This window comes from Bradyrhizobium sp. IC4060, from assembly GCF_020193715.1.
In the GTDB taxonomy this organism is placed as follows: domain Bacteria; phylum Pseudomonadota; class Alphaproteobacteria; order Rhizobiales; family Xanthobacteraceae; genus Bradyrhizobium; species Bradyrhizobium yuanmingense.
This window is the reverse complement of record NZ_JADYVJ010000009.1, coordinates 245,257-272,252: the sequence shown is the minus strand read 5'-3', so window position 1 is coordinate 272,252 and position 26,996 is coordinate 245,257. Positions and strand designations below refer to the sequence as shown.

General features: G+C 65.2%; 23 protein-coding genes. 8 read left to right on the top strand and 15 right to left on the bottom strand.

The genetic code is table 11. The features are described from left to right. Positions 1-288 precede the first annotated feature (288 nt). The gene (lepA, locus tag I6F16_RS26800) at positions 289-2,100 is read right to left on the bottom strand and encodes a translation elongation factor 4 (protein WP_225147229.1); all 1,812 of its coding nucleotides are present in this window, start codon (positions 2,098-2,100) and stop codon (positions 289-291) included. 112 nt (positions 2,101-2,212) lie between these two features. On the opposite strand from lepA, the gene I6F16_RS26795 reads away from it, so the two are divergent. After that, positions 2,213-3,838: a glycosyltransferase family 39 protein gene (locus tag I6F16_RS26795; protein WP_225174151.1), complete on the top strand. Its 1,626-nt coding sequence runs from the start codon at positions 2,213-2,215 to the stop codon at positions 3,836-3,838. A 65-nt stretch (positions 3,839-3,903) separates the two neighbouring features. On the opposite strand, the gene I6F16_RS26790 is transcribed toward I6F16_RS26795, so the two are convergent. The 5 genes from I6F16_RS26790 to I6F16_RS26770 all read right to left on the bottom strand — a co-directional run bounded on the left by I6F16_RS26790 (position 3,904) and on the right by I6F16_RS26770 (position 7,885). Further along, positions 3,904-4,221: an HPr family phosphocarrier protein gene (locus tag I6F16_RS26790; protein WP_036014186.1), complete on the bottom strand. Its 318-nt coding sequence runs from the start codon at positions 4,219-4,221 to the stop codon at positions 3,904-3,906. After that, positions 4,218-4,619 carry a PTS sugar transporter subunit IIA gene (locus I6F16_RS26785; RefSeq protein WP_007597752.1) on the bottom strand — a complete coding sequence of 134 codons (402 nt, stop codon included), beginning with the start codon at positions 4,617-4,619 and terminating at the stop codon, positions 4,218-4,220. Before I6F16_RS26785 ends, I6F16_RS26790 begins: the two co-directional genes overlap by 4 nt. 133 nt (positions 4,620-4,752) lie before the next feature. After that, a complete protein-coding gene (locus tag I6F16_RS26780) occupies positions 4,753-5,277 on the bottom strand; it encodes an HPr kinase/phosphatase C-terminal domain-containing protein (protein WP_225174150.1) in 525 nt (174 codons plus the stop codon). Further along, a complete protein-coding gene (locus I6F16_RS26775) occupies positions 5,274-7,070 on the bottom strand; it encodes a sensor histidine kinase (protein ID WP_225130995.1) in 1,797 nt (598 codons plus the stop codon). Before I6F16_RS26775 ends, I6F16_RS26780 begins: the two co-directional genes overlap by 4 nt. A gap of 113 nt (positions 7,071-7,183) precedes the next feature. Beyond that, positions 7,184-7,885, bottom strand: a complete 702-nt coding sequence (locus I6F16_RS26770) for a response regulator transcription factor (protein ID WP_008542552.1) — start codon at positions 7,883-7,885, stop codon at positions 7,184-7,186. 241 nt (positions 7,886-8,126) lie between these two features. On the opposite strand from I6F16_RS26770, the gene I6F16_RS26765 reads away from it, so the two are divergent. The 3 genes from I6F16_RS26765 to I6F16_RS26755 all read left to right on the top strand — a co-directional run bounded on the left by I6F16_RS26765 (position 8,127) and on the right by I6F16_RS26755 (position 13,432). Continuing rightward, the gene (locus tag I6F16_RS26765) at positions 8,127-8,876 is read left to right on the top strand and encodes a DUF2470 domain-containing protein (RefSeq protein ID WP_225174149.1); all 750 of its coding nucleotides are present in this window, start codon (positions 8,127-8,129) and stop codon (positions 8,874-8,876) included. A gap of 64 nt (positions 8,877-8,940) precedes the next feature. Continuing rightward, entirely contained in the window at positions 8,941-11,529 is a 2,589-nt protein-coding gene (locus tag I6F16_RS26760; RefSeq protein WP_225174148.1) for a CHAT domain-containing tetratricopeptide repeat protein, read from the top strand. Positions 11,530-11,815: 286 nt separating this feature from the next. Then, a complete protein-coding gene (locus I6F16_RS26755; RefSeq protein WP_225114585.1) occupies positions 11,816-13,432 on the top strand; it encodes a phosphoenolpyruvate carboxykinase in 1,617 nt (538 codons plus the stop codon). A gap of 211 nt (positions 13,433-13,643) precedes the next feature. Here I6F16_RS26755 and I6F16_RS26750 read toward each other — a convergent pair whose 3' ends face one another. Both I6F16_RS26750 and I6F16_RS26745 read right to left on the bottom strand, forming a co-directional pair. Continuing rightward, a complete protein-coding gene (locus tag I6F16_RS26750) occupies positions 13,644-14,459 on the bottom strand; it encodes a thioesterase family protein (protein WP_225114584.1) in 816 nt (271 codons plus the stop codon). 225 nt (positions 14,460-14,684) lie between these two features. Next, positions 14,685-17,201 (bottom strand): glycogen/starch/alpha-glucan phosphorylase, encoded by a 2,517-nt coding sequence (locus tag I6F16_RS26745; protein ID WP_225114583.1) that lies wholly within the window; start codon positions 17,199-17,201, stop codon positions 14,685-14,687. Positions 17,202-17,404: 203 nt separating this feature from the next. Between I6F16_RS26745 and I6F16_RS26740 the strand changes: the two genes are divergently transcribed. Continuing rightward, positions 17,405-17,638: a hypothetical protein gene (locus tag I6F16_RS26740; RefSeq protein WP_057027807.1), complete on the top strand. Its 234-nt coding sequence runs from the start codon at positions 17,405-17,407 to the stop codon at positions 17,636-17,638. A gap of 23 nt (positions 17,639-17,661) precedes the next feature. Here I6F16_RS26740 and I6F16_RS26735 read toward each other — a convergent pair whose 3' ends face one another. Beyond that, on the bottom strand, positions 17,662-18,525 hold the full coding sequence (locus I6F16_RS26735; protein ID WP_225114612.1) for a LysR substrate-binding domain-containing protein: 864 nt from the start codon (positions 18,523-18,525) through the stop codon (positions 17,662-17,664). Positions 18,526-18,634: 109 nt separating this feature from the next. Here I6F16_RS26735 and I6F16_RS26730 point away from each other — a divergent pair, with 109 nt between their 5' ends. Next, positions 18,635-19,546, top strand: a complete 912-nt coding sequence (locus I6F16_RS26730) for a DMT family transporter (protein WP_225114582.1) — start codon at positions 18,635-18,637, stop codon at positions 19,544-19,546. Between the two features lie 115 nt (positions 19,547-19,661). On the opposite strand, the gene I6F16_RS26725 is transcribed toward I6F16_RS26730, so the two are convergent. The 6 genes from I6F16_RS26725 to I6F16_RS26700 form a co-directional block, all read right to left on the bottom strand. Then, complete coding sequence (locus I6F16_RS26725) at positions 19,662-20,432, bottom strand: TIGR02186 family protein (protein WP_036014162.1); 771 nt, start codon at positions 20,430-20,432, stop codon at positions 19,662-19,664. Beyond that, positions 20,429-21,346 carry a sulfite exporter TauE/SafE family protein gene (locus I6F16_RS26720; RefSeq protein ID WP_074448058.1) on the bottom strand — a complete coding sequence of 306 codons (918 nt, stop codon included), beginning with the start codon at positions 21,344-21,346 and terminating at the stop codon, positions 20,429-20,431. The genes I6F16_RS26725 and I6F16_RS26720 overlap by 4 nt, the downstream gene beginning before the upstream one ends. A gap of 196 nt (positions 21,347-21,542) precedes the next feature. After that, positions 21,543-22,478, bottom strand: coding sequence for a transporter substrate-binding domain-containing protein (locus I6F16_RS26715; RefSeq protein WP_225114352.1), 936 nt, complete (start codon positions 22,476-22,478; stop codon positions 21,543-21,545). Positions 22,479-22,567: 89 nt separating this feature from the next. Continuing rightward, the gene (locus I6F16_RS26710; protein ID WP_225174147.1) at positions 22,568-23,158 is read right to left on the bottom strand and encodes an SCO family protein; all 591 of its coding nucleotides are present in this window, start codon (positions 23,156-23,158) and stop codon (positions 22,568-22,570) included. A 24-nt stretch (positions 23,159-23,182) separates the two neighbouring features. Continuing rightward, positions 23,183-23,377, bottom strand: a complete 195-nt coding sequence (locus tag I6F16_RS26705; protein WP_225174146.1) for a hypothetical protein — start codon at positions 23,375-23,377, stop codon at positions 23,183-23,185. 127 nt (positions 23,378-23,504) lie between these two features. Continuing rightward, positions 23,505-24,026 carry a hypothetical protein gene (locus I6F16_RS26700; protein ID WP_036014153.1) on the bottom strand — a complete coding sequence of 174 codons (522 nt, stop codon included), beginning with the start codon at positions 24,024-24,026 and terminating at the stop codon, positions 23,505-23,507. A 281-nt stretch (positions 24,027-24,307) separates the two neighbouring features. Here I6F16_RS26700 and I6F16_RS26695 point away from each other — a divergent pair, with 281 nt between their 5' ends. Next, positions 24,308-25,966 carry an FAD-binding dehydrogenase gene (locus tag I6F16_RS26695; protein ID WP_225114351.1) on the top strand — a complete coding sequence of 553 codons (1,659 nt, stop codon included), beginning with the start codon at positions 24,308-24,310 and terminating at the stop codon, positions 25,964-25,966. A gap of 3 nt (positions 25,967-25,969) precedes the next feature. Further along, positions 25,970-26,887 (top strand): PHB depolymerase family esterase, encoded by a 918-nt coding sequence (locus tag I6F16_RS26690; protein ID WP_225114350.1) that lies wholly within the window; start codon positions 25,970-25,972, stop codon positions 26,885-26,887. The last annotated feature ends 109 nt before the right edge of the window (positions 26,888-26,996 follow it).

The window sequence follows — 26,996 nt, the reverse complement described above, 5'->3', positions numbered from 1 at the left end:
GCTACCAAATGCCGGCGATTCCCGAGGGCTCCGATGGTGGCATCATGCCACTGTTTTGCCCGGCGGTCAAGTAAATTTCGGTAAATCAAAAATAACGAATGCAAGCAAGGCCATGGCTACTGTGCATGGGGTTGTTCCGACGCTTTCGTCGTCAGGCCGGTTCGTGGCGGCCTCAAGAGCGCAAATACCCGGGTCTTCGCCTTGCCGAAGCGGCTTCGGCCACGCAGGCGGGATGAGCCCGAGCGTGATTGCAACTGAGATACCCGTGGGACAGGCGCTGCCGTCGCCTCAGCTATCCACCTTCAGCGCGGCAATGAAAGCTTCCTGCGGGATGTCGACCTTGCCGAACTGCCGCATCTTCTTCTTGCCTTCCTTCTGCTTCTCCAGAAGCTTGCGCTTGCGCGTGATGTCGCCGCCGTAGCATTTCGCGGTGACGTCCTTGCGCAGCGCGCGCACCGTCTCGCGCGCGATCACCTTGCCGCCGATCGCCGCCTGGATCGGGATCTGGAACATGTGCGGCGGGATCAGCTCCTTCATCTTCTCGACCATGGCGCGGCCGCGCCCTTCCGCGCGGGTGCGGTGGACCAGCATCGAGAGCGCGTCGACCGGCTCGGCATTGACCAGGATCTGCATCTTGACGAGATCGGCCGGCTTGTAGTCGGTGAGATGATAGTCGAACGAGGCGTAGCCCTTGGAGACCGATTTGAGGCGGTCGTAGAAGTCGAACACGACCTCGTTGAGCGGCAGGTCGTATTTCACCATGGCGCGGGAGCCGACATACGTGAGCTCCTTCTGCGCGCCGCGGCGGTCCTGGCACAGCTTCAAGACGCTGCCGAGATACTCGTCGGGCGTCAGGATCGTCGCCTCGATCCAGGGCTCGTCGATCTCGGCGATCTTGACGACATCAGGCATGTCGACGGGATTGTGGATCTCGATCTCCTGGCCGTCGGTGAGCTTCATCTTGTAGATGACGCTCGGCGCGGTCGCGATCAGGTTGAGATCGAATTCGCGCGACAGCCGCTCCTGGATGATCTCGAGGTGGAGAAGTCCGAGGAAGCCGCAGCGGAAGCCGAAGCCGAGCGCAGCCGACGTCTCCATCTCGAAGGAGAAGCTGGCGTCGTTGAGGCGCAGCTTGCCCATCGCGGCGCGCAGCGTCTCGAAGTCGTCGGCGTCGACCGGGAACAGGCCGCAGAACACCACCGGGATCGCCGGCTTGAAGCCCGGCAGCATCTCGGCGACCGGCTTCCTGTCATCGGTGATGGTGTCGCCGACGCGGGTGTCGGCGACTTCCTTGATCGCGGCGGTGATGAAGCCGATTTCGCCGGGGCCGAGCTCCTCGACCTGCTGCATCTTCGGCGTGAAGAAGCCGACGCGCTCGACGTCATAGGCCGCGCCCGTGCCCATCATGCGCACGCGCTGGCCCTTCTTCATCGTGCCGTCGACGATGCGCACCAGCACGACGACGCCGAGATAGACGTCGTACCAGCTGTCGACCAAGAGCGCCTTCAGCGTGGCGTCGCGATCGCCCCTCGGCGGCGGCAGGCGGTTGACGATGGCTTCCAGCACGTCGGGGATGCCGAGGCCGGTCTTGGCCGAGATCATCACCGCATCCGAGGCATCGATGCCGATGACGTCCTCGATCTGCTGCTTGACCTTCTCGGGCTCGGCCGCGGGCAGGTCGACCTTGTTCAGGACCGGGACAATCTCGTGATTGTTGTCGAGCGCCTGGTAGACGTTGGCGAGCGTCTGCGCCTCGACGCCCTGGCTGGCGTCGACCACGAGCAGGGAACCCTCGCACGCCGCCAGCGACCGCGAGACCTCGTAGGCGAAGTCGACATGGCCGGGCGTGTCCATCAGGTTGAAGATGTAGTCCTTGCCGTCCTTGGCGCGGTAGGCGAGGCGCACCGTCTGCGCCTTGATCGTGATGCCGCGCTCGCGCTCGATGTCCATGGAATCGAGCACCTGTTCCTTGCCCGCCATCTCGCGGTCGGAGAGGCCGCCGGTCATCTGGATCAGGCGGTCGGCCAGCGTCGATTTGCCATGGTCGATATGGGCGACGATGGAGAAATTGCGGATGTTGGAAATAGGGACGGTCGTCATGGGCGCGGGATACCACTCACATCCCCGTGCGGCAACCATATTGCTGTATTTTCAGGGCCTTTGTTCACGCCAAGCTGATTCCATGACGGGCCAAAACGCGCTACGCACGGCCATGTCCACGACCTCTCTTCCCACTGCCGGAGCGCGGGCAAAGACCCGCTTGAGTTACAACCGCTTCCGGGCCTTCCTGGTTGCCTGTGCGGTCCGCCCCGAGGCGCGCCTGTGGCTGGTGATCCAATTCGCCATCCTGCATGTGGTGCTCTGGACCTTCATCCTGATCAATCTGAAGGCGGCGCAGGACGTTCACATGGACGTCGCAGAAGCCTGGGGCTGGGGACAGAAATTCCTCTGGGGCTATGGCAAGCACCCGCCGTTGTCGGGCTGGGCGGCCGGCCTCTGGTTCAAGGCGCTCCCGGCGGCGGACTGGGCGACCTATGCGCTGGCGATGACGACGGTGAGCGTCGGCATGGTGATCTGCTGGCTGATCGCCTTGCGCGTGGCGGATGCGCGCCGCGCGTTCCTGGTCGTGGTGATGATCGCGCTCTACCCGATCTTCAATTTCAAGGGCTTCAAGTACAACCCGGACCTCTTGCAGCTCGTCACGCTGCCGCTCCTGGTGCTCGCTTATCTCAACGCCTTCGAGAAGCGGAGCTGGCAATCCGGAATCCTGCTCGGGCTTGCCGGCGCGCTGGCGCTGATGACCAAATATTGGGTGCTGACCATGATCGGCGCGATCGGCCTCGCCGCGCTGATCCATCCCGACCGGTTGCGCTTCCTGTCGTCGCCCGCGCCGTGGGTCGCGATTGCCACGATGGTCGCGGCGATGATCCCGCACCTCGTCTGGCTGGCGGATGCGCATTTCGTGCCGCTGACCTATGCCGGCGACACCTACAGCCTTCAGGACAAGGCCCAGGTGCATCAGCTGGTCGCGGGCTATGTGCTGCATAACTTCGCGCTGCTGGCCTTGCCGGTGGCGCTCGCGGCGCTGGCCATGGCGCTGGTGCCGCCATGGGGCAAATTGCTGCTGCGTGCGCCGTTGCGCATCGTCACGCGCGCCTGGGCGCGCGGCGCCAATGCAGGGGTCAATGTCTCGCAGGCGCTGAATGTCTGGATCGTCCAGGTCATCGTCGCAGTCGGCCCGCCGCTCGGCGCGCTCGCCTTCAGCATCTACATGAAGACGGATTGGGGCATCTCGCTGTTCTTCCTGGTGCCGCTCGCTCTGGTCGCGATCCCGACGCTGCGCGTGCAGAGCGCCGCGCTGTTCAACATCGCTGCGATCTGGCTCGTGCTCAGCGCCGCGACGCTCGCCGCTTCGCCCTGGATCGCCGCGCGCGAGATGGCGGCCAATGCCGGCAATGCCCAGATCTATGGCGCGCGCTCGGAGCTCGCGCGCGAATTGACCCAGGCCTGGCACACCCGCTTCGGCTCGCGCTGGGCCGTCGTTGCCGGCACGATGGAGCAGATCCAGCCGCTGGTGTTCTACAGCCCGGATCATCCGTCCGCGCTGCTACCGTTGGAGGCCTGGGATTCCGGACTGACCTCGCGCGACGACGCCAGGAAGTACGGCTTCATCGGCGTGTTCGATCCGACCGACGGCCGCCTGCCCGCGTTCGAGAAATGGCTGTCGGAGGTTGCGCCCAACGCCGAGCGCATCGTGATGACAACGCGCCGCTTCACCAACGGCAAGGCCGGCCCGTCGATGAGCTGGAACATCTACTTCGCGCCGCCGGGGAAGTGATTTCTTCACCTCTCCCGCAAGTACGGGGCGAGGGAGCGCACCTGGCCGCGTAGTGAGAGAAGGGCCTAAACCCCTTCCTCGTTGAACTTGCTTTCAACGAGCTCCGTGATCGCCGCGAGCGCGGCTTCGGCGTCGGTCCCTGCCGCCGCCACCGTGATCGTCGTGCCGGGACCCGCGGCGAGCATCATCAAGCCCATGATCGAGGTGCCGCCGACGGTCTCGCCGCCGCGTGTCACCCACACCTGCGCATCGAAGCGCTCGACCGCCTGGACGAATTTCGCCGAGGCGCGGGCGTGCAGGCCGCGCTTGTTGATGATCAGGAGATCCTTGGAGATCGCGCCCGCGGGCACGCCGGTCGCGGCTTGTGGCGCCTCCTCGCTCATTTGCCGGCGAGCACCCGGCTGGCGATGGTGACGTATTTGCGGCCAGCTTCCTGCGCCATCGCGATCGCGTCGGGCAGCGGTCGCTCCTCGCGCACCTTGGCAAGCTTGACCAGCATGGGCAGGTTGATGCCCGCGAGCACTTCGACCTTGGGCCGGCTCATGCAGGATATTGCCAGGTTCGACGGCGTGCCGCCGAACATGTCGGTGAGGATCGCAACGCCGTCGCCGGAATCGACGCGGTTGACCGCCTCGATGATGTCGCTTCGGCAGAGATCGGAATCATCTTCGGCGCCGATCGTGATCGCTTCGATTTGCTTTTGTGGGCCCATGACATGCTCAAGCGCTGCCTTGAATTCGTCGGCAAGGCGCCCGTGGGTCACAAGTACTAGACCAATCATCGGAAAACTCCTCGCGGGCGCTTTTGGTGCACCGCACGAACGCGCCACTTTGACCATCCAGAGCCCCCGCGCAAGAGGGGATGTTGCGTATCTCCCTGAATCTAGACGGATGGATGAGGGGAGCTGCGCCGGTCTATTCGGTCGCGATAGTGGAGTTCATATGGTTACCATTTCCCTTCAAACAATCGCCTGAAGGGTTAACCGAAGATGAACTCTTGGTAGTGGTCAAGGCCGCAACAACCAGGGGAAGGGGCGAATAGTCGCGGGGCACAGGGATTCGCGGTATTTCGACACCAAAAATGCTGGTTTTCAGGGCTTTGGCCCGCGGCAGGCGCTCCGCGTCGGCTGCGGCCAGATCGACCACGAGACCGACGGTCGCATGCTCCACGAAGTCGCAGCGGCGGATTCCGAGGCCCCGGATCTCGATCAGGCCCGCCAGGCGAGGCGCGGGGCGGACCTCAATTTCGTGGCCGAGTGTCGCCAGATGGACACGGTCGTCACCGACCAGAACGGCCCTTTCCACGACGCCTGAGCGCCCCGCCATGATTAGATCGAAGGCAAGCCGCGATTTGCCGGACCCCGAGGGCCCGCGGATCAGCACGGCGTAAGGCCCGACCTTGACGGCAGAGGCGTGAACGCTGGGCCCGCCTTCGTTCATAGCGCCGGCAGCCTGACCACGAAGCGCGCACCGGCAATTGTCGGAGTGCCGTCGGCGTCCGGCGGGCCAGGGCGGTTCTCCGCCCAGATCCGTCCGCCATGGGCGTCGACGATCTGCTTGGAGATCGACAGGCCGAGGCCGGAGTTCTGGCCAAAGCCCTGATGCGGGCGGTCGGTGTAGAAGCGCTCGAAGATGCGCTCCAGCGCGTCCTCGCGAATGCCGGGGCCGTCGTCGTCGACCACGATCTCGATCTCGGAGCGAACGCGGCGGCAGGTGAGGCGCACCTTGCTGCCGCGTTCGGAGAAGGATTGCGCGTTGGAGAGCAGGTTGGAGACGACCTGTCCGAGCCGGGAATCGTGGCCGCTCACGGCGAAGGTGTCGGTCGGGCTGCGGCCCTCGAAGCGCGTTTCGACCGCGACGTCGTGGCCGAGCTTGGTTTCGTTGGCGACGGACACCAGCGTCGTCAGCAGCCGGCGCAAATCGACCGGGATCGCATCCTGGCGCTGCAGCTCGGCATCGAGGCGGCTGGCGTCGGAGATGTCGGAGATCAGCCGGTCGAGCCGCTTGACGTCGTGCTCGATCACTTCGAGCAGGCGGGCGCGGCTGTTCTCGTTGCGCGCCAGCGGCAGCGTCTCGACCGCCGAGCGCAGCGAGGTCAGCGGGTTCTTCAATTCATGGGCAACGTCGGCAGCGAACATCTCGATCGCCTCGATGCGGCTGTAGAGCGCGCTGGTCATGTCGCGCAGCGCGCCGGAGAGGTGGCCGATCTCGTCGCGGCGGCGGGTGAAATCGGGAATCTCGATGCGGGCCTTGATGCGGCGGCGGACGCGTTCGGCGCTGTCGGCGAGCCGGCGCACCGGACCTGCGATCGTGCTCGCCAGCAGCAGTGACAGCATGATCATGACGGCGGCGGCGACGCCGCCGACCTTCAGGATGGCGAGGCGCTCGGCGGTGACCATCTGGTCGATGTCGTCGCCTTGCGTCGACAGCATCAAGGCGCCGTGGATCGCGCGCGAGCGCAGCACGGGGACCGCGACCGAGACGATCACCTCGCCGCGTGCGTTGACCCGCACCATCGAGCGTTTCTGGCCCTGCAGAGCGTCGCCCACTTCGGCATAGCCGTTGCCGTTCTCGGGCCCGAGCTCGCGATAGAGCGGCAGGTCGCCGCGGTTCAGCCAGGTGCGCACCGCGACCTTGCCGCGCTCGATGATGCCGGGTTGCTCGGCCGGCGGCGGCAGCGGAAAGCGCAGCACGTTTTCGAGGTTGCGGCTGTCGAGCAGCAGGCTGCCGTTCGGATCGTAGATGCGGGCGCGCGTCTTGGTCGGCGAGATCAAGGTGCGCAGCACCGGCGCGACGCGCTCCGGATTGATCGGGAAGTCCAGCGGCGAATACTCATCCGAGCCGCCATAGGTCTCGCCCGGCTTGAGGTCGAGCAGCCTGTCGGGGTCGATGGTAATGGCGTTGGTCTGCACCGTCGCGGAGGCCGCGATCGCCCCGGCGATGATCTCGGCCTGCACCAGCAGGCTCTGCGCGCGCGCATCGATCAGGCCGGCACGGAATTGCGACAGGTACAGGATGCTCGCCACCAGTGCGACGAGGCCGGCGAGGTTGAGCGAGACGATGCGGCGGGTCAGGCTCGAGAAGGACAGCGCGAAGAAGAACTGCCCGGCGCGTTTCAACCAGTTCAGCGGCCGGAAGCCCTGCGGCTTGTTGTCGGCAACGTGCTCCTGAACGCCGTCGGATGCGATATCCCCGGCGCTCTGGTTAGGGTCAGGCTGCGTTCGGTCAAGCAATGCTTACGCCCGCGTTAGGACGGCCCGTGCGAAGGTCCCCGCATCCTAGAGCGATCCTCGTCCCGATGGAACGAGAACCGGAGATGCTCTCGATCGCCGTGGAGGAGGCGCCCTCAGGCTTCCTTGAAACGGTAGCCGACGCCGTAGAGCGTCTCGATCATCTCGAACTCGTTGTCGACCACCTTGAACTTCTTGCGCAGCCGCTTGATGTGGCTGTCGATGGTGCGGTCGTCGACATAGACCTGGTCGTCATAGGCGGCGTCCATCAGCGCGTTGCGGCTCTTCACCACGCCGGGCCGGGTCGCGAGCGCCTGCAGGATGAGGAATTCGGTCACGGTGAGCGTCACCGGCTCGTTCTTCCAGGTGCAGGTATGGCGCTCGGGGTCCATGCGCAGCAGACCGCGGTCGAGCGCCTTGGCGTCGTTCTCCTTCGGCGCGACGGTCGGATCCTTCGGCGCCGAGCGCCGCAGCACCGCCTTGACGCGCTCGACCAGCAGACGCTGCGAGAACGGTTTGCGGATGAAGTCGTCGGCGCCCATCTTGAGGCCGAACAGCTCGTCGATCTCCTCGTCCTTGGAGGTGAGGAAGATCACCGGCAGGTCGGACTTTTGCCTGAGACGGCGCAGCGTCTCCATGCCGTCCATGCGCGGCATCTTGATGTCGAGGATGGCGAGATCGGGCTGGGTGGTGCGGAAACCGTCGAGCGCGGAAGCGCCGTCGGTGTAGGTCATGATACGGTAGCCTTCGGCTTCCAGCGCGATCGAGACGGATGTGAGAATGTTGCGGTCGTCGTCGACCAAAGCGATTGTGGGCATGAGCCTCTCTGCTTTCTGCTTTCCGTTTGGGTCGTGGCTTGAAACGGCGAGCAATCAGTGATGCGCCGCATACATGGGTGCCGAAGTGGCGTTCGAACCTTGTCACCGAGCAATGCAAGCTGGGCTGAAGTGTGACCAAGTTCCACGAAACACGGCAGATTCGCCGCATCTCGACCCATAACCGGGCCCCCGTTTACCCGAAAAAAGACCCTCCTTGCAACCACCTGAGCCGAGAAAGCCGATGCAACCGACCCCCGATTTCGACCCCGCAAAGCTCGCCAAATCGCTGCTGAGGCGGTCCCGGCAGGGGGCTCTGGCGACGCTGATGGCCGGCAGCGACGATCCCTATTGTTCCCTGGTCAATCTGGCCAGCCATCCCGACGCCTCGCCGATCCTGTTGATCTCGCGCCTCGCCGTGCACACCAAGAACGTCCTCGCGGACTCCAGGGTCTCGCTGATGCTGGACGAGCGCGCGGCCGGCGATCCCCTGGAAGGCGCCCGGATCATGCTGTCCGGCCGGGCCGAGGAGGCCGATTCCAACAAGGATCTGCTCCAGCGACGGTATCTGAGTGCTCATCCCTCGGCAGAAGGCTTTGTTTCTTTTAAGGATTTCTCCTTCTTCCGGATCCGGCCCACGGGAACACATCTGGTCGCCGGCTTTGGCCGGATCGTCGACCTCAAGCCGGAGCAATTCCTGACGGACCTCACCGGCGCCGAGGACCTGCTGGCGGCGGAGGAGGGCGCCGTCGAGCACATGAACGCCGACCATCGCGACGCCCTCAATCTTTATGCCACGAAGCTGCTCGGCGCCACCGAGGGCGACTGGCGCTGTACCGGCTGTGATCCTGAAGGCCTCGACATGCAGGTCGGCCAGGCAACGCTGCGGCTGGACTTCCCGGAGCGGGTGACGGATGGCACGGCGCTGCGCAAGATGCTGGTCCGTCTCGCTGGCGAAGCGCGCACGAAGGTGGACCAGGGCGCAACCGCTTGAACGCGGCTACCGATCGCCGCGACCCATGACCGTGATGGTTTTCGGGCTCGCAGCGAGAGGGGTCATGACGCGTCAACGTTTGGCATGGACGGCGGCTCTCGCGCTCGCCATCACCACCTTGCTCGCCACGCCAGCCCTTGCGCAGAAAGGTCTCGCCGCCGAGAGCGCGCGGCTCACCGCGCTCATCGGTGCCGGAAAATATTCGGAAGCGCTGCCGTTGGCGCAGGCGATGGTCGCCAGCCTGGAGAAGGACAACGGCCGCGATCTCTCGGGCGCGTTGAACAATCTCGGCCAGGTCCATGCCGGTCAGGGACGGGACGATCTGGCTGAGCCGCTCTACAAGCGCGCGATCGCACTCATGGAAAAATCGCTCGGCTCCGACAACGCCCTGGTTGCGGCCGAGCTGACCAATCTTGCCGCGCTCTATCAGCGGCAGGGTCGCTTCGCAGAGGCCGAGCCGCTGTTCAAGCGTGCACTTGCCGTGCGCGAGAAGGCGCTGCCGCGCGAGCATCCCGACATCGGTCAATCCCTCAACAATATCGCCACGCTCTACGCCAAGCAGCAGCGTCCGGCCGATGCCGAGCCACTGTTCCGCCGTGCGCTCGCGATCTATCAGAAGGCTGCCGGTCCCGAGCATCCCGCGGTCGCCACGGTCCTGAACAACATCGGACAGGTCGAGCGCGACCTCAATCGCGACGCCGGTGCCGAAGCGCCGATCAAGCGCTCGCTCGCGATCCGCGAAAAGGTGCTGGGGCCTGAACACCCCGACGTCGCGCGCTCGCTCAACAACCTCGCCGGGCTCTACCAGCACCAGCAGCGTTTTGCCGATGCCGAGCCGCTGTATCGCCGCGCGCTGGCGATCCGCGAACGCGCGCTCGGGCCGGATCACCCTGATGTCGCGACCTCGACGAGCAATCTCGCCGATTTTCTGCAGGCGACGGGACGGACGGCGGACGCCTTGCCGTTGGCGCAGAAGACGCTCGCGGCCAATCGTGCGCAGCTGCGCGTCGTGCTGCCGATCCTGTTCGCGGCACGGCAGCAATCGCTGCTGGCGAGCAAGAAGGCGCTCGACGATGCGCTCGCTGCGATCCAGCGCGGCACGCAATCCTCTGCCGCTTCTGCCGTGAACAAGCTCGCGGTGCGGCTCGCCGCCGGCAGCGACCGGCTCGCCGAGCTCGTGCGCAAGGATCAGGATCTCGCGGCCGAGTCCGAAGCGCTCGACAAGGCGATCATCGCTGCAGTGTCGAAGCCATCGGCGCAGCGCGACGTCGCGGCCGAGCAGCGCAGCCGCGCGCGGATCGCGGCGATCGCGGGCGCGCGCAATGGATTGCAGAAGACGCTCGCCGTCGAGTTTCCCGACTATTCCTCGCTGTCCAACCCGCTGCCGCTGACCGTCAAGGACATCCAGCCGCTGCTGGCGTCCGACGAGGCGATGGTGGTCTATTCCGTCGTCGACAGGCGGAGCTATGTCGTCGCGATCACGCGCGAGAGCGTCGACTGGAAGGAGATTCCGCTCGGAGCGGACGCGGTCGCACAGAAGGTCACGGCCTTCCGCAGGGGGCTCGATGTCGGCAAGGCGCGCGATGCATCCGGCAAATCGGGATTGTTCGACCTCGGTCTTGCCAACGAGCTCTATGTCGCGCTGCTCGGCCCGGTTGAGGCGCTGACCAAGGACAAGCGCAACCTGCTGGTCGTGCCGTCGGCGGCATTGACCGCATTGCCGTTTCATCTGCTGGTCACAGAGAAGCCACAGGCTGCGATCCCGGACCGGCTCGAGGGCTATCGCAGTGCTGCCTGGCTGCTGCGGCGTCAGGCCGTTTCGGTCCTGCCGTCGGTGATCAGCCTGAAATCGCTGCGCGCTTTTGCCCGCAGGGATCAAAGCGTCAAGCCGATGACGGGTTTCGGCGATCCCGTGTTCAACCCTGCAGCCGAAGGGCCTGCCGACCGGCGTGCCGCGAACGGCAAGGTCGCCGCACGCAGCATCGCGACGATCGCCTATGCCGACTTCTGGCGCGGCGCAGGCGTGGATCGTGCGCGGCTGGCCCAGGCGCTGCCGCAGCTGCCCGATACCGCCGACGAATTGAACGCGGTGGCGAGGGACGTCGGCGCTGCCGAGGCTGACATCCATCTCGGGCGCGACGCCAGCGAAACGACGCTCAAGCGTGCAGCGCTTGCCCAATACGGCATCATCTACTTTGCCACCCACGGCCTCGTCGCCGGCGATGTCAAGGGATTGGGGGAGCCCTCGCTGGCGCTCTCCATCCCCGACCAGCCGACGGAACTCGACGATGGTCTTCTCACCGCGAGCGAAGTGGCCCAGCTCAAGCTCAATGCCGATTGGGTTGTGCTGTCCGCCTGCAACACCATCGCGGGCGACAAGCCCGGTGCCGAGGCGTTGTCGGGATTGGCGCGCTCGTTCTTCTACGCAGGTGCTCGCGCGCTCCTGGTGTCGCATTGGGCCGTGGATTCGGAGGCTGCGACCCGCTTGACAACGTCGACGTTCGAGCTGCTGAAGAACGAGCCAAAGCTCGGCCGCGCCGAAGCCTTGCGCCGCGCGATGTTAACCTATCTCGACGACGCCTCGTCGCCGCGCAACGCTTATCCCGCGATGTGGGGACCGTTCGCGTTGATCGGAGAGGGCGAGGTAAGATAGGGGTGTTGACGCAGTGATTGTGCGTCGCAATAACCGGACATAACGCGCAGATGTGCATTTGGTTGCGCGATCATCCGCACTTTCTCGATGCGGCCTTTCAGAGCTGACATGCGCGGCGTTTGGCGCGGTCCTTGAATAAACCAAATCCTGCGGGATCAGCTTGGCAACGCCGGCGTTCATCATTATTAGGTCGTTCAGCCGAGGCCGAACGGCCCATATTCACGGTGATCGCGACGGCGCCAAACTTGGCCGCGCTTGATGTCGCGGGTTCTAGGAGGGATTTTTCGTGCAAGAGACGGGCGTGCGCAACGGTGCCTTCGGCGCCGACAAATTCGGCTTAAAGAATCTCAAGCAGGTTCACTGGAATCTGGGTGCGCCACAACTCTATCAATACTCGCTGGCAGCGGGTGAGGCGGTGCTCTCCGCCGACGGCGCGCTCTGCGCCGACACCGGCGAGTTCACCGGGCGCAGCCCGAAGGACAAGTTCACGGTGCGCGACGCCACCACCGACAAGAAGATGTGGTGGGCCGGCAACCAGTCGATCACCGCAGAGCAATTCGAGACGCTCTACCAGGACTTCCTCAAGCACGCCGAAGGCAAGCGCCTGTTCGCGCAGGACCTCTATGGCGGCGCCGACCCGGCCTACCGGATCAAGACGCGCGTCTTCACCGAGCTTGCCTGGCACTCGCTGTTCATCCGCACGCTGCTGATCCGCCCCGAGGCGATCGAGCTGCCGACCTTCGTGCCGGAGCTCACCATCATCGACATGCCGAGCTTCCGCGCCGATCCTAAACGCCATGGCTGCCGCTCGGAGAACGTGGTCGCGATCGATTTCGCCCGCAAGATCGTCCTGATCGGCGGGTCTTATTATGCCGGCGAGATGAAGAAGTCGGTCTTCACGACGCTGAATTATTATCTGCCCGAGCGCGGTGTGATGCCGATGCACTGCTCGGCGAATGTCGGCGCCAAGGGCGACACCGCGATCTTCTTCGGCCTGTCGGGCACCGGCAAGACGACGCTGTCGGCCGATCCCAACCGCACGCTGATCGGCGACGACGAGCACGGCTGGGGCCCGAACGGCGTCTTCAATTTCGAAGGCGGCTGCTACGCCAAGTGCATCAAGCTGTCGAAGGAAGCCGAACCGGAGATCTATGCCGCCTCGACCCGCTTCGGCGCGGTGCTCGAGAACTGCGTGCTCGATGAGGACACCCGCGTCGTCGATTTCGACGACGGCTCCAAGACCGAGAACACGCGTTCGGCCTATCCGCTCGACTTCATCCCGAACGCCTCGCGCACCGGCCGCGCGCCGCAGCCGAAGAACGTGGTGATGCTGGCCGCCGACGCCTTCGGCGTGCTGCCGCCGATCGCCAAGCTCTCGCCGGCGCAGGCGATGTATCACTTCCTGTCCGGCTACACCGCCAAGGTCGCCGGCACAGAGCGCGGCCTCGGCAACGAGCCGCAGCCGGAATTCTCGACCTGCTTCGGCTCGCCCTTCCTGCCGCTCGATCCATCCGTCTACGGCAACATGCTGCGCGACCTCATCGCCCAGCACAATGTCGATTGCTGGCTGGTCAACACCGGGTGGACCGGCGGCAAGTATGGTGTCGGCTCGCGCATGCCGATCAAGGTGACGCGCGCGCTGCTCACCGCCGCGCTCGACGGCTCGCTTCGCAACGTCGAATTCCGCACCGACAAGTATTTCGGCTTCGCGGTCCCGACCGCGCTGCCGGGCGTGCCGGCCGAGATCCTCAACCCGGTCAACACCTGGAAGGACAAAGACGAGTTCGACAAGACCGCCCGCGCCCTGGTCGGCATGTTCCAGAAGAATTTTGCCAAGTTCGAAGCACAGGTGGACGCCGAGGTGCGCGCGGCCGCGCCGGACGTGAAGCTCGCCGCGGAGTAAGGTCGCATTGTTTGAATTGCGAAAGGGCGGCCGAAAGGCCGCCCTTTTTCTTTCCTTCTCCCCTTGCGGGAGAAGGTGGCGCGAAGCGCCGGATGAGGGGTTCTATCCGCAAACTCAAGTGCGAGGGAAGTGCCCGCGGAGAGAACCCCTCGCCCGTCTTCCCGCTACGCGGCGATCCACCCTCTCCCACAAGGGGAGAGGGGATGAAAAGCTACGCCTTGAAATACGCGATCTGCGTCGTGGTCGCGAGCAGCCGGCCGTTCGGCGACCACAGCTCGGCGTTCTGGTCGGCGTAGCTCTTGTGCATGATCTTCGAATCGGCCGTCGCCAGCACGCGCGTGATGTCCTCAGCCGCGAGCTCCTTGGCGTCGGTGTGGAAATAGGTCGTCAGCGACACCGTGCCGAACGGCACCAGCTGGCGCCGGGCATGGAAGATGCGGCCGAAGAAGGCGTCCGACATCGACATCAGCGACAGCATGTCGAGCTTGCGCTGCGTGCGGTCGCTGATCCAGATCTTCGAATAGGTGCTGGCGGGTTCGGCCTGCGGCGGGCCGATCCGCATCTCGCCCTCGACGAAGCGGAATTCGTACTGGTTGGCCCAGGATGCCGAGATTTTTGGGAACGGCAACGTCTCCTCGAACGGCTTGGCATCCGGATATTGCGCTACCCTGTGCTCCCAGGACGGACGGCGCTCGGCGAACACCGCGGTGGCGAGCGTTGCGACCTCCCCGCCGCCCTGGCTGAGCTCGACGCTCCAGTGCTGGCTGGAGCGGTTGGCCTTCACCAGGCGCACGTCGAGATCGAACGGACCCTTGGCGATCGGCGCACAATAATTGACGGTGAGCGCGAGCGGATCGCCGGCGGCTTGCGGATGCTCGATCAGCGCCCGCAGGATCGTCGCAGCCGTAGCGCCGCCGAACGGGCCGACAAAGGCCCAGTAATCGTCGCTGGTGTGCCCCTGCCAGCTAGAGTCACCGGCGGTGACGCGCGTGGCCTCGTCGAACGGGTGCGGGAGCTTGGCGTGCATTGTTGGTCCTCGATGCCTCCACAGCCGTCATTGCGAGCGCAGCGAAGAATCCAGACTGTCTCCGCGGAAAGATTCTGGATTGCTTCGCTGCGCTCGCAATGACGGCGGTTGAGGTTGCGGCGTCGTGTCACAACGCCGCTTAGGGGATGATGACGATCATATCATCATCCCTCGCGAAGGATGCAATAACCTCGCAGGTAAGGCCGCTTCCACGCCGCGGAAAAATCAGCCTGCGGCGTCGCGCAGGTTCGGCAGCAGCGGCGTGGTCGGATTGACCGGCACGTTCCAGATTTCCTCGGCATATTCGCGGATGGTGCGATCGGAGGAGAACCAGGCCATGCGCGCGACATTGAGGATCGAGGCGCGGGTCCAGGCCGGCGCCACCTGCCAGCGCGCATCGACCGCGCGCTGCGCCTCGTAGTAGGAATCGAAATCGGCGCTGACCATGTAATGGTCGAGATAACGCAGCGCGTGCGCGATGGATTCGAAACGGCCGGGGTCGCCGGGCGAGAACTCGCCGGCGCCGATCGCGTTGATGGCACGCTGCAGCTTCGGCGACCTGCGGATCACGTCGGAGGCATCCAGGCCCTGCTTGCGCCGGATCATCACGTCGCCGGCCTCCATGCCGAAGATCGCGATGTTCTCGGTGCCGACATGGTCGCGGATCTCGATATTGGCGCCGTCGAGCGTGCCGATGGTGATGGCGCCGTTGAGTGCCAGCTTCATGTTGCCGGTGCCGGAGGCTTCCATGCCGGCGGTGGATATCTGCTCGGACAGATCGGCCGCGGGAATGATCACCTCGGCGAGGCTGACATTGTAGTCGGGCAGGAACACGACCTTGAGCTTGCCGCCAATCGCGGGATCGTTGTTGACGATTTCGGCGACGTCGTTGATCAGCTTGATGATCAGCTTGGCGTAGCGATAGCTCGCCGCCGCCTTGCCGGCGAAGATCTTCACCCGCGGCACCCAATTGCCGTTGGGCTCGTCCTTGATGGCCTGGTATAGCGCGACCGTTTCGATGACGTTGAGCAGCTGGCGCTTGTATTCGTGGATGCGCTTGATCTGCACGTCGAACAATGCGCCCGGGTCGACCCTGATGCCGAGCCGTTCGCCGATCAGGCGGGCGAGCTGGGCCTTGTTGTGGTGCTTGACGCTGCGGAACTTCTTCTGGAACTCGACGTCGCTGGCGCGCGCCTCGATCAGCGAGAGCTGGGTCGGATCGTCGAGCACGGCATCGCCGCAGCTCTCGCGCAACAAATCGGTCAGCTTCGGGTTCGCCAGCATCAGCCAGCGTCGGAAGGTGATGCCGTTGGTCTTGTTGGTGATCCGTCCGGGATAGAGATGGTTGAGGTCGTGGAACACGGTCTCGCGCATCAGGTCCGAATGCATCGCCGAGACCCCGTTGATGCGATGCGAGCCGACGAAGGCGAGTTGGCCCATGCGCACGCGGCGGCCGCTCTTCTCGTCGATCAGCGACACCGAGGCGCGGAAGTCGATGTCGCCGGGGCAGCGCGCCTCGGCGAGCGCCAGATGCTGCACGTTGATGCGGTAGATGATCTCCAGATGCCGCGGCAGCAGCCGCTCGAACAGCTCGACCGGCCAGGTCTCCAGCGCCTCCGGTAGCAGCGTGTGGTTGGTGTAGGAGAGGGTGGCGACCGTGATCTTCCAGGCCTCGTCCCAGCGGAAATTGTGGAGGTCGACGAGGATGCGCATCAGCTCGGTGACGGCGAGGCTCGGATGGGTGTCGTTGAGCTGCACCGCGACCTTGCCGGCGAGGTTGCGCAGCTGGCCGTCGGAGGCGAGATGCCGCTTCACCAGGTCCTGGAGCGAGGCGGAGACGAAGAAATATTCCTGGCGCAGCCGCAGCTCGCGGCCCGCCGGGCTCTCGTCGTTCGGATAGAGGAACTTGCAGATCGCCTCCGCGCGCGCCTGCTCGGCGCTGGCGCTGACGTAATCGCCTTTGTTGAAGGCATCTAACTTGAGCGGATCGGGCGAGCGCGCCGACCACAGCCGCAGCGCGTTGACGTGGTGGCCGCGCCAGCCGACGATTGGCGTGTCATAGGCGATTGCCTGCACGGTTTCAGCAGGATGCCAGATCGAGCGGTCGCGGCCCTTGTCGTCGACATGCTCGACGCCGCCGCCGAAATTGACGTCGTAGATCACCTCGGGTCGCTGCAATTCCCAGGGATTGCCGAAGCTCAGCCATTCGTCGGGATATTCCTGCTGCCAGCCCTGATTGATGATCTGGCGGAACAGGCCGTAATCGTAGCGGATGCCGTAGCCGATCGCGGGGATCGACAGCGTCGCCATGCTCTCCATGAAGCAGGCGGCGAGCCGGCCGAGGCCGCCATTGCCGAGCGCCGCATCCGGCTCGCATTTGCGCAGCTCCGGCAGCGAGACGCCGAGATCGCCGAGCGCGACCTCGAAGATCTTGAGCAGGCCCATGTTGTTGAGCGCGTCGGTGAAGAGCCGGCCGATCAGGAATTCGAGCGAGAGATAGTAAACCCGCTTGCGGCCGGCGTCGTAGCTGTGCTTCTCGGCCGTGAGCCAGCGATGCACGATGCGGTCGCGCAGCGCGAGCGCCGCGGCCTGGTACCAATCGTGCCTGGTCGCCATGCCAGCGTCCTTGCCGATGGCAAGGCGCAGCTTTGCCAGGATTGCGCCCTTGATCTCGGCCAGCGCGAGTTCGTCGATGGGCTGCCCGGGGGCCGGAAAACTGGGCTGGAACGATGAATCCTGCAAAGCCGTTACTTCCTAGGTCGAAACAACTCTTAACTGTACGCGTCCTGCCCTTGCACCGGAACTGTCGCCCGCGAGGCCGTGCACTGCGCTGGCGCAAATTTATGCAAGGAATGGGCCGAATTGGGAACCCGGAGGAGCACGGAGAAACCCAGATTCGGTGCTAGATTACGAAAGATTCAGCCATCAGTGTGGAGAAGCGGACCGTGAGACTGCTGATCGAAATCGCCACTGCGGCCCTGCTCGTCGTCTGCATCAGCGCCACCAGTGCGGCGTTTGCCGCCGGCACGACCGGTCGCAGCGCCGATGGCCTCAGCTGCGGCTTCACAGCGCCGCAGAAGGCGTCGCCCGCAGCCCGCTGCGCTGCGATCAAGCGCCAATGCGGCGGTAAGTTTTACGCAAGCGCGTGCGGCGACAAGCTGATATCCGCAGCGAATTGAGAGCCGTAGGAGGTTTGGTGAGCTCAAGCCGCCTTGCTCTGCACCGTATCGCAAAACTCCGCGAGACGGTCCGCAAGCCGCAGCGTCGCCGGGCTCGCATCCGGCGAAGCCATCAGTGCAACCTCGGTCTTGTTGATCGGCGCAAAGCCGTCCTTCGCCGTCAGCACGCGGTGGTCGGTCTGGATCGCCATCTCCGACAGGATGCTGAGGCCCATGCCGGCGGCGACCGCGGCCTGAATGCCGGCGAGGCTCGATGAGGTGTAGGCGGTGTGCCAAGCGCGGCCGGCCGTTTCCAGCGCGTGGATGGCGCCGGCGCGGTAGATGCAGCCGAGCGGAAAGCCGATCAGCGGCACCGACGGCACGTTGACGTCGACCGGGTGGCTCTTGCTGGTGACCCAGTGCACCCGCTCCGGCCACACCGCGATCGCGTCCTTCGCGCCAGCCTCGCGCTTGTAGAGCGCAAGGTCGAGCTCGCCGCGTTGGAGATCGCGGGCGAGATGCTTGCTCTGGTCGGCGCGCACGTCCAGCCGCAATCCCGGATGCGAGCGCGAGAACGCGCCCAGCAGTTTTGCCAGCCGGTACGCGGCAAAGTCCTCGGGGATGCCGAGCCGGATCGCGCCATCGCTATCAGGCTGGCGCAGCACGTCGCGCGCCTCCTCGGCCAGCGAGAGCAATCGCCGCGCATAGGACAGCAGCCGCTCGCCGGCCTCGGTCGGGCGCACGTCCTTGCCGTCGCGGTTCAGCAGCACCTGACCGACATCCTCCTCCAGCCGCTTGATCTGCTGACTCACGGTCGATTGCGTGCGGTGGACGCGCTCGCCGGCGCGGGTGAAGCCGCCGGCCTCGACCACCGAGACGAAGCTGCGCAGCAGCTCGAGATCGAGCACGGCCGCCTCCATTAAGAAATCCACTGGGCGCGAGTTAATCATTTAATTTCCAAATGGCAAGCGGCCTCCCTAGATCGAGAGCAGAAAAAAACATCCGAGAATGCCCCTCATGTCGCTCGCCAGCTCGCTTCCCGCCCCCCGCAGCCGCTTCAACACATTGCCGCTCGCGATCGGCCTGTTCTGCCTGCTCTGGAGCTACGCCTTCATCGCCGGCAAGATCGGCGTCACCCATTGCCCGCCGCTGATCCTGCTCGCCGCGCGCTTCTCGCTCGCGGGTATCTTGATCCTGGGCGCCACGTTGATCCGCGGCGAAGCCTGGTCGTTGTCGTGGCGCGATGCCGCGATCTTCGCGGTGCTCGGCATCGCCAACAATGCGCTCTATCTCGGCCTCGGCTACACCGGCCTGCAATCGGTCTCCGCCGGCCTCGGCGGCCTGATCGTGTCAGCCAATCCGGTGTTCACCGCGGGCCTTGCCGCGCTGCTGCTCGGCGAAGGCATGACCTGGCGCAAGGCGAGCGGCCTCTTGCTCGGCATCATCGGCGTGACCGCAATCGTCTGGCACCGCCTGTCGGTCGGCACCGATTCGCTGCACGGCATCGTTTTCACGCTGGCCTCGCTCGCTTCAATCGTGGCCGGCACCATCCTGTTCAAGCTGCTGGCGCCGAAGGGATCCTTGTGGATCGGCAATGGCGTGCAGAACCTCGCGGCCGGCATCGTACTGACACCGGTCGCGCTCACCTTCGCCGATGTCGACGCGATCGACTATACGCCGAGCCTGATCGGCGCCTTCGCCTTTCTCGTGCTCGGCGGCTCGATCATCGCTTCTTGGCTCTGGTTTCGTCTCTTGAAGACGTGTGGCGCCACCGCCGCCAGCGCCTATCATTTCCTGATGCCGCCGCTCGGCATGCTGTTCGCATTCCTCGTCCTCGGCGAGCACATCGAGGCGCGCGACCTGCTTGGCATCATTCCGGTCGCGCTCGGCATCTATCTGGTGACGCGGCCGGCGAAGGCGGTGGTGTAGGTGGAGGCCCCGCTGTTCACTATCGTCATTGCGAGGAGCTCTTGCGACGAAGCAATCCAGACTGCCGCAGCGGAGGCAGTCTGGATTGCTTCGCTGCGCTCGCAATGACGGGGGGCTAGTCCTTCCTGAACACGATCGAGGCCATCCACCCCGTCATCAGCGCCATCGCAACGGTGGCGAGGCCGTAGATCAGGCCATTCTGGCGGGCAGTGGTGGCGACGAACTGCTCGAAGCCGACCTTGACGATCTCGAACGCGGTCTCGGTCTTGCCGATGAACGCGCCGTTGGCGAACAGCTTGATCTCGATCTCATAGGTGCCGATCGGCACCTCCGCAGGCAGCGGAATGCCGGTGCGGAACAGCGTCGGCGTCAGGAACGTGACCGCGCTTCCGTCTTCGCGGTAGAGCCCGCGCTGGGTGCGCAGGCGAATGAAGGCCGAGCGGAACGCATCGTTGGGCACCACGTCGGCAAAGTCGCCGCTGACCCGCTGCGTCAGCAGCACGTTGTTGAGCCCGATCTGCTGCCGCCGCGCGATCTCGGGCGAGGTGATGGCGTCGAGCGGGCGGTTGGCGAACAGCGCGAGATAGCTCGGCACCTGCAGGAATTGGCGGTAGTCGGTGTTGATCCAGATGCCGAAGGTGCGCTCCTTCCGCCGCGTCACCATGTCGGCGCGCGGGCCCATCACGGTGACGACGAGATCGTAGGCCGTGCGGTCCGCGGGCGTCGTCGTATCCTTCTCGACCGAGCCGAACAGCACCAGCTCCTCGCCGGAATAGTTCGGCGTCACCGTGACCCGGTGATTCGAGACCGACACAATCAGCCGCTCGGCCCGCGCAGCGCCGCCGAGCAGCAGGACGAGGACGATGGCGAGAAGCATGCGCCTCATCGGCTCACTCCGAGCTCACGGATGGTGAAGAGATCGGAGGGCTGGATCACCAGCTCGATCGCGAAGCGGATTCCGACCGAGAGGATGAGCAAGCCCAGGAGCAGCCGCAGCTGCTCGCCGCGGATCTTCTGGCCGGCACGGGCGCCGAACTGCGCGCCGGTGACGCCGCCGACCATCAGGATCAGCGCCAGCACGGCATCGACGAGGTGATTGGTCGCTGCGTGCAGCATGGTCGCGAACAGCATGGTGACGACGGTGAGAACCATCGAGGTCCCGATCACCGTCGAGGTCGGCACCCTCAAGAGATAGATCATGATCGGCACCAGGATGAAGCCGCCGCCTATACCCATGATGGCGCCGATGAAACCGATCACGATGCCGACGATCACCACGGGGATGACCGAGAGATAGATCTTCGAGCGCTTGAACCGCATCTTCAGCGGCAGGCCGTGGATCCAGTTGTGGGTGCGGCGCGGCGGCAGCGCCCCGCGCCGGGTCCGCATCAAGGCGCGCAATCCTTCCGAGAACATCAGGCTGCCGACCGTGGTGAGCAGCACGACGTAGGAGAGCGCGATCATCAGGTCGAGCTGGCCGAGCGCGCGCAGCTGGGTGAAGGTCCAGACGCCGAGCGTCGTGCCGGTCACGCCGCCGCATAACAACACGCTCGCCAGCGCCGGATCGATCGCGCGCCGCCGCCAATAGGAGAGGGCGCCGGAAAAGGAGGAGGCCGCGATGTGGCTCGCCACGGAGGCCACCGCGACCGCCGGCGTGATGCCGATGAAGATCAAAAGCGGCGTCATCAAGAAGCCGCCGCCGATGCCGAACATGCCGGAGACGAAGCCGACCGCCGCGCCCATGGCGAGCACCAGGAAGACGTTGACCGGAAGATCGGCGATCGGGAGGTAAAGCTGCATTGAACCTGCGCACCGGCGAGACGGATCGACGAACGCGGAATGCTCGCGGAGAGGACGGAACGATTGCCGCGTCCTTCAATAGCGGAATTCGCGGGCGGGCGGGACCGGGAATTTCAGGCGTGGTGAATGGGTATGACGCGCGCGTGATGATCTCTGCGATCGTCCGCACTCCCGCTGCAGGCGGAGAGGCGAAAGGTCAGAACGGACTGACCGAGAAATACCGTAGCCAGAGATCGGTGTAGCGGCCTTTTTCCCAGATCCGGAACATCGCCCAGTTCAGGGCCTGGCGCAGCACGTCGTTGCCCTTGCGCACGGCGATGCCGATGCCTTCGCCGAAGAAACGGCTCTCGACGAATGGGCCGCCGGAGAAGGCGCAGCAATCGGCCGAATCCGTGCCGTTGATCCAGAACGCCAGCGAGATGGCGTCGCCGAAGATGAAGTCGACCTCGCCTCTGCGCAGAGCTGCGCGCATCGCATCGTCATTGGGGTAGGCGTGCAGCTCGGCGTCGGTGAACATCGCCTTGAGATACGCCTCGTGCGCCGAGCCGGCGATGGCGCCGACCTTCTTGCCCTCGAGATATTCGGGGCGGATCTCCGGCATCACCGCATCCTTGCGCGAGACGAAGCGCGCCGGCACGCGGTAATAGGGATCGGTGAAGTCGACGCGGGCGCGCAGCTGCGGGCTCACCGCCATGGAGGCGATGATGGCATCGCCCCGGTTGGAGGTGAGCGCATCGACCAGCGTCTCGAAACGCCGCATCTGCACCGTGCAGGTGACCTTGATCTCCTCGCACAGGGCGCGGGCGAAATCGACGTTGAAGCCGGCCGGATTGCCGTCCGCACCGGTGTAGTTGAACGGCGGATAGTCGGTCTCGGTCAGGAAGCGGATCACGGTCAGGCGGGACAGGTCCGGCCGTTCGGGGCGCCGGCGCGGGTCCCAGAACCCGGGCACCGCCTGCGGGGCGGCCTGGGGCGCCGCCTGAGGGGTGGTCTGAGGTGCCGTCGGCGCCCGCTGGACGGGGGCTTGCGCGTTCGCCTCGGTGAGGCCGCCGAGCAGGCAGAGGCCGGCAGCCAGCCCTGCCAGCAAGCCACGGACAGATTTGAGCGATTTCGCCTGTTGCGATGGAGCCATCGGCCGAAGGAATGAATTTCGTCGGGATCGGAGGGCCTTATAGACCATCCCGCCGGGAACGCGAGCGCCGATTGTGGGCAGCGTGAAGCTCAGAGATACCGCTTCAAATCAACCGCTGCCTCTTCCGGCGTCCGCTTCAAATTGAACGGCGAGACGAACCTGCCCTCGCGGTCCATCAGGTAGATCAGCGCGGTGTGGTCCATCGTGTAATCGCCGTCCTTGGTCGGGACCTTTTTGGCATAGACCCGGTAGGAGGAGATCACCTTGGCGGTCTCGGCGGGGTCGCCGGACAGGCCCTGGAGGTGCGGATCGAAGCTCGACAGGTAATCCTTCATCGTCGCCGGCGTGTCGCGCTCGGGATCGACCGAAATGAAGATGGCATTGACCTTGTCGGCGTCCTTGCCCAGCGCGCGCAGCACTTCCGAGATCTCGAACAGCGAGGTCGGGCAGACGTCGGGGCAATGGGTGTAGCCGAAGAAGATCAGGGTCGGCTTGCCCTTCAGGCTCATGTCGGTGACGGCCTTGCCGTTCTGGTCGGTCAGCTGGAACGGGCCGCCGATCGCGGCCGGCTGTGCCACCTTGCCGACCCCGCCCATGGCCCAGAACATGATCAGGAGCCCGACGACGAGGCTTGTAGCGAAGGCGGTCGCGATCACCAGCGGACGGGTGGCGGAGCTCATGGGCGGAAAACTTCCTGTCGCAGGTCAGAAGCAGGCGGCAAAGCCGGTCCTGATCATTTCGAAGAACACCTGGCTGCCATAGTGGAACCAGAGCGCCTGCGCGCCGATCACGGCGAGACCGCCGATTGCAGCGCCCGCCCACAGCAGCACGGATGGCATCCGCCCGGCAGTGGGCGAATTGTCCGATAGCCGATGTGCCGGGTGCAGCGGTTGAGCCATGACAACGATCGGGACGAAGGCCCCGGTTCCCTGGCTTTCAGATAGGCTTTGCGCCGGCTGCGGGCAAGGCGCCGCCCGCAGGCAAGACGCCGCGGCGGCGCCAGAGGACGCCGCCAGCCTGTGGATGTCAGTGGAGGAGCTGGCCCCGGGCGGATTCGAGCGGCTCCGCTTGCGGGAGCGACCGGCGCGACGGCCTGGTCGTCGAGGCCTGCGCGTCCAGGTAGCACGGCTTGTACATGGCCTGGAGCTGCTTGCCCCTCAGGAAGAGCATCCGCGGGGTGAGGCCGCCCCGCTGGCCGATCCAGCGCCTGATCTGCGAGGGATACATCGCATAGAGCATCTGGGTCGCTTCGGGATTGGTGATGGCGCGGCCGTTGGCGCCGAAATCCCAGGCGGCATGGAAGCCCAGCGTCGCATGCGAGGTCACGCAGATCCGGTCGTGCGGGATAGCACCGAGAACGATGGTACAGGCCGAGGCGCAGAGGCCATCGATGATGACCGTCTCGCCCGATTGCCTGAGGTCCTGGTACTTGTCGACGTAGGTTCCGATCCGGCCGCCGCGGTCATCCGCGATCCGAACCACCGCGTGAGAAGCCCCCATGCCTGCGATCAAGAGAACCGCCGCAAGCAACCCCGTCAGAAAATTCATTTTCCCCCGCCCCAGTCGAATTCGAATCTGTGTGTCAGGTGATGATGCACGGCTAGCGTCGGTCGTAACCGAGGCTTTGTCTAGGCAGGCCTGCTGGCTCAAAACAAATTAAATCCAGTGTTGCGTCCGCGCTGCACCCGGCCGGTCTCCATCCCAAAGTGGAACAAGTTAACGAGGTCTTGCGCGCCATACCCTTGATCTCAGTTGCAACCGCTGGCTTCAATCCGGGCAACTACAGGGGGGAACCCTTGAGGAGGAGAAGAACTTGGAGGGGGAAGCGCATGGTTCAAGAAACGGATGTCATCGTCGTCGGCGCGGGACTGTCGGGCCTCGTTGCCGCCACCGAGATTGCCGATGCGGGCAAGCGCGTGATGGTTGTCGACCAGGAAGGCGAGCAGTCGCTGGGGGGCCAGGCGTTCTGGTCGTTCGGCGGATTGTTCCTGGTCGATTCGCCGGAGCAGCGCCGGCTCGGCATCAAGGACTCCTACGAGCTTGCCATGCAGGACTGGCTCGGCACCGCCGGCTTCGACCGCGACGAGGATTTCTGGCCGCGCCAATGGGCCGAAGCCTATGTGGCCTTCGCGGCCGGCGAGAAGCGCGGCTGGCTGCGCGCGATGGGCCATCGCTTCTTTCCCGTGGTCGGCTGGGCCGAGCGCGGCGGATATGATGCGATGGGCCACGGCAATTCGGTGCCGCGCTTCCACGTCACCTGGGGCACCGGCCCGGGCATCGTCGAGCCGTTCGAGCGCCGCGCGCGCGAGGCGATGAAGACCGGCCGATTGATCTTCCGATTCCGCCATCGCGTCGATGCGCTCTCGGTCACCAATGGCACGGTGGATGGCGTTAGCGGCGTCGTTCTTGCGCCTGATGATGCAGAGCGCGGCAAGAGCTCCTCGCGCAACGTGGTCGGTGACTTCGCGTTGAAGGCGCAGGCCGTGATCGTCGCCTCCGGCGGCATCGGCGGCAACCACGAGCTGGTGCGGCAGAACTGGCCGGAGCGGCTCGGTGAGCCCCCGAAGTTCATGATCTCCGGCGTGCCCGAGCATGTCGACGGGCGCATGATAGGCATCACGGAAAAGACCGGCGCACGGCTGATCAATCGCGACCGCATGTGGCACTACGTCGAGGGCATCCAGAACTGGAACCCGATCTGGCCGCGCCACGGCATCCGCATCCTGCCGGGTCCTTCCTCGATGTGGTTCGACGCCACAGGCACGCGGCTGCCGGCGCCGCTATTCCCGGGCTCGGACACGCTCGGCCAGCTCAAATACATCATGTCGACCGGCTACGACTATTCCTGGTTCATCCTGACCCAGAGCATCATCAAGAAAGAGTTTGCGCTGTCGGGCTCGGAGCAGAACCCGGACCTGACCGGCAAGAGCTGGCGCATGACGCTTCGCCGCGCCACCAACAAGGGCGCGCCGGCGCCGGTGGAGGCGTTCAAGAGCCATGGTGTCGACTTCATTGTCCGCGACAAGCTCGATGAGCTCGTTGCGGCCATGAACAAGCTCGCCGGCAGCGATCTCCTCAAGCTCGAGCACATCAGGATGCAGATCGAGGCGCGTGACCGCGAGATCGCCAATCCCTACGTCAAGGATGCGCAGGTCATGAACATCCACAATGCGCGCCGCTATATCGGCGACAAGTTGATCCGCACCGCTTCCCCGCACCGCATCCTCGATCCCGCGCATGGACCGCTGATCGCGGTGAAGCTCAACATCCTCACCCGCAAGACGCTGGGCGGCTTCGAGACCGATCTCGACTCCCGCGTGTTCGGGGAGGACGGCCGCGTCATTCCCGGCCTTTACGCCGTCGGCGAGGCCGCCGGCTTCGGTGGCGGCGGCGTGCATGGCTATCGCTCGCTGGAAGGCACCTTTCTGGGCGGCTGCCTGTTCTCGGGCCGCAATGCGGGCCGTGCCGCCGCCAAGGCAGTGGGCTAGACCATGCGGCGGCGGATGCGCATCGCCACGCTGATCGCTGCTTTGACGGCAGCTTCGGCTGCGTCCGCCGATACGGTCGATGTCAACGGGGTGAAGCGCTCCTACACCGCGCAACTGCCAGCCAAGCGGCCCGCACCGCTCGTAATCGTGCTGCATGGCAAGACCCAGCGCGGCGCCGACATGGTCACACGGACGGCCTGGCCGCAGGTCGCCAAGCGCGAGGGCCTCGCCGTGGTGTTTCCGGACGGGCTCAACAACGCATGGGCGGACGCGCGCACCAAGGCGGGGCCGGCCCTGCGCGGACCACCGGTCGGCACCGATGACGTCGCCTTCATCGCAAGGCTGGTCGAGAAGCTGGTGGCCGACGGCACGGCCGATGCGAAGCGCGTCTACGTCGCCGGCGTCTCCAATGGCGGTGCCATGGCGATGACCATGGCCTGCGCGCGGGCCGATCTGTTTGCGGCGGCTGCGAGTGTGATCATGAACCTCAACGATGAAGCCGCCGTCACCTGTCATCCGTCGCGGCCGCTGCCGATGCTGCTCATGAACGGGACCGCCGATCCGCTGGTCCCTTATGAGGGCGGGCGCGGATCGAGCTATTTTGCCGCAGAGGGATTCTGGTCGACGGACGAGACGCTGGCGTTTTGGCGCAGGCTCAATGGCTGCGAGACCGACGACGCCGGGATCACCGACATGCCCGACGCGGCGCCGGCGGACCAGTCCACGGTGACGCGGATCAGCTCGCGCTGTCCGGCTGGGCACGACGTCGTGCTTTATCGCATCAACCATGGCGGTCACCGCATGCCAGGCTTCGCTCCGGATGCCCGATTCCCGAAGGTCGCCAGGAACCTGCTCGGATCGCAGAACGGCGACATCGACGGCGCCGAAACGATCTGGACGTTCTTCAGCCGATTTCCGTGAACGGCGCATGCGTTGCTGGCCAACGCATGCGTGCCGGGCAACGCATGCGTGGCAGGCAACGCACGCGTGCCAAGGGGTGGCACAGTGCAAACCGCTGGGCTAGACAGGG

Coding starts and splice junctions, on each gene's coding strand:
- I6F16_RS26790 (WP_036014186.1), bottom strand. CDS start 4,221: ATGAGCGAGGAGGCGCCACAAGCCGCGACCGGCGTGCCCGCGGGCGCG.
- I6F16_RS26765 (WP_225174149.1), top strand. CDS start 8,127: ATGCAACCGACCCCCGATTTCGACCCCGCAAAGCTCGCCAAATCGCTG.
- lepA (WP_225147229.1), bottom strand. CDS start 2,100: ATGACGACCGTCCCTATTTCCAACATCCGCAATTTCTCCATCGTCGCC.
- I6F16_RS26720 (WP_074448058.1), bottom strand. CDS start 21,346: ATGCAGCTTTACCTCCCGATCGCCGATCTTCCGGTCAACGTCTTCCTG.
- I6F16_RS26705 (WP_225174146.1), bottom strand. CDS start 23,377: ATGGCTCAACCGCTGCACCCGGCACATCGGCTATCGGACAATTCGCCC.
- I6F16_RS26785 (WP_007597752.1), bottom strand. CDS start 4,619: ATGATTGGTCTAGTACTTGTGACCCACGGGCGCCTTGCCGACGAATTC.
- I6F16_RS26780 (WP_225174150.1), bottom strand. CDS start 5,277: ATGAACGAAGGCGGGCCCAGCGTTCACGCCTCTGCCGTCAAGGTCGGG.
- I6F16_RS26760 (WP_225174148.1), top strand. CDS start 8,941: ATGACGCGTCAACGTTTGGCATGGACGGCGGCTCTCGCGCTCGCCATC.
- I6F16_RS26750 (WP_225114584.1), bottom strand. CDS start 14,459: ATGCACGCCAAGCTCCCGCACCCGTTCGACGAGGCCACGCGCGTCACC.
- I6F16_RS26695 (WP_225114351.1), top strand. CDS start 24,308: ATGGTTCAAGAAACGGATGTCATCGTCGTCGGCGCGGGACTGTCGGGC.
- I6F16_RS26795 (WP_225174151.1), top strand. CDS start 2,213: ATGTCCACGACCTCTCTTCCCACTGCCGGAGCGCGGGCAAAGACCCGC.
- I6F16_RS26710 (WP_225174147.1), bottom strand. CDS start 23,158: ATGAGCTCCGCCACCCGTCCGCTGGTGATCGCGACCGCCTTCGCTACA.
- I6F16_RS26770 (WP_008542552.1), bottom strand. CDS start 7,885: ATGCCCACAATCGCTTTGGTCGACGACGACCGCAACATTCTCACATCC.
- I6F16_RS26715 (WP_225114352.1), bottom strand. CDS start 22,478: ATGGCTCCATCGCAACAGGCGAAATCGCTCAAATCTGTCCGTGGCTTG.
- I6F16_RS26690 (WP_225114350.1), top strand. CDS start 25,970: ATGCGGCGGCGGATGCGCATCGCCACGCTGATCGCTGCTTTGACGGCA.
- I6F16_RS26700 (WP_036014153.1), bottom strand. CDS start 24,026: ATGAATTTTCTGACGGGGTTGCTTGCGGCGGTTCTCTTGATCGCAGGC.
- I6F16_RS26725 (WP_036014162.1), bottom strand. CDS start 20,432: ATGAGGCGCATGCTTCTCGCCATCGTCCTCGTCCTGCTGCTCGGCGGC.
- I6F16_RS26730 (WP_225114582.1), top strand. CDS start 18,635: ATGTCGCTCGCCAGCTCGCTTCCCGCCCCCCGCAGCCGCTTCAACACA.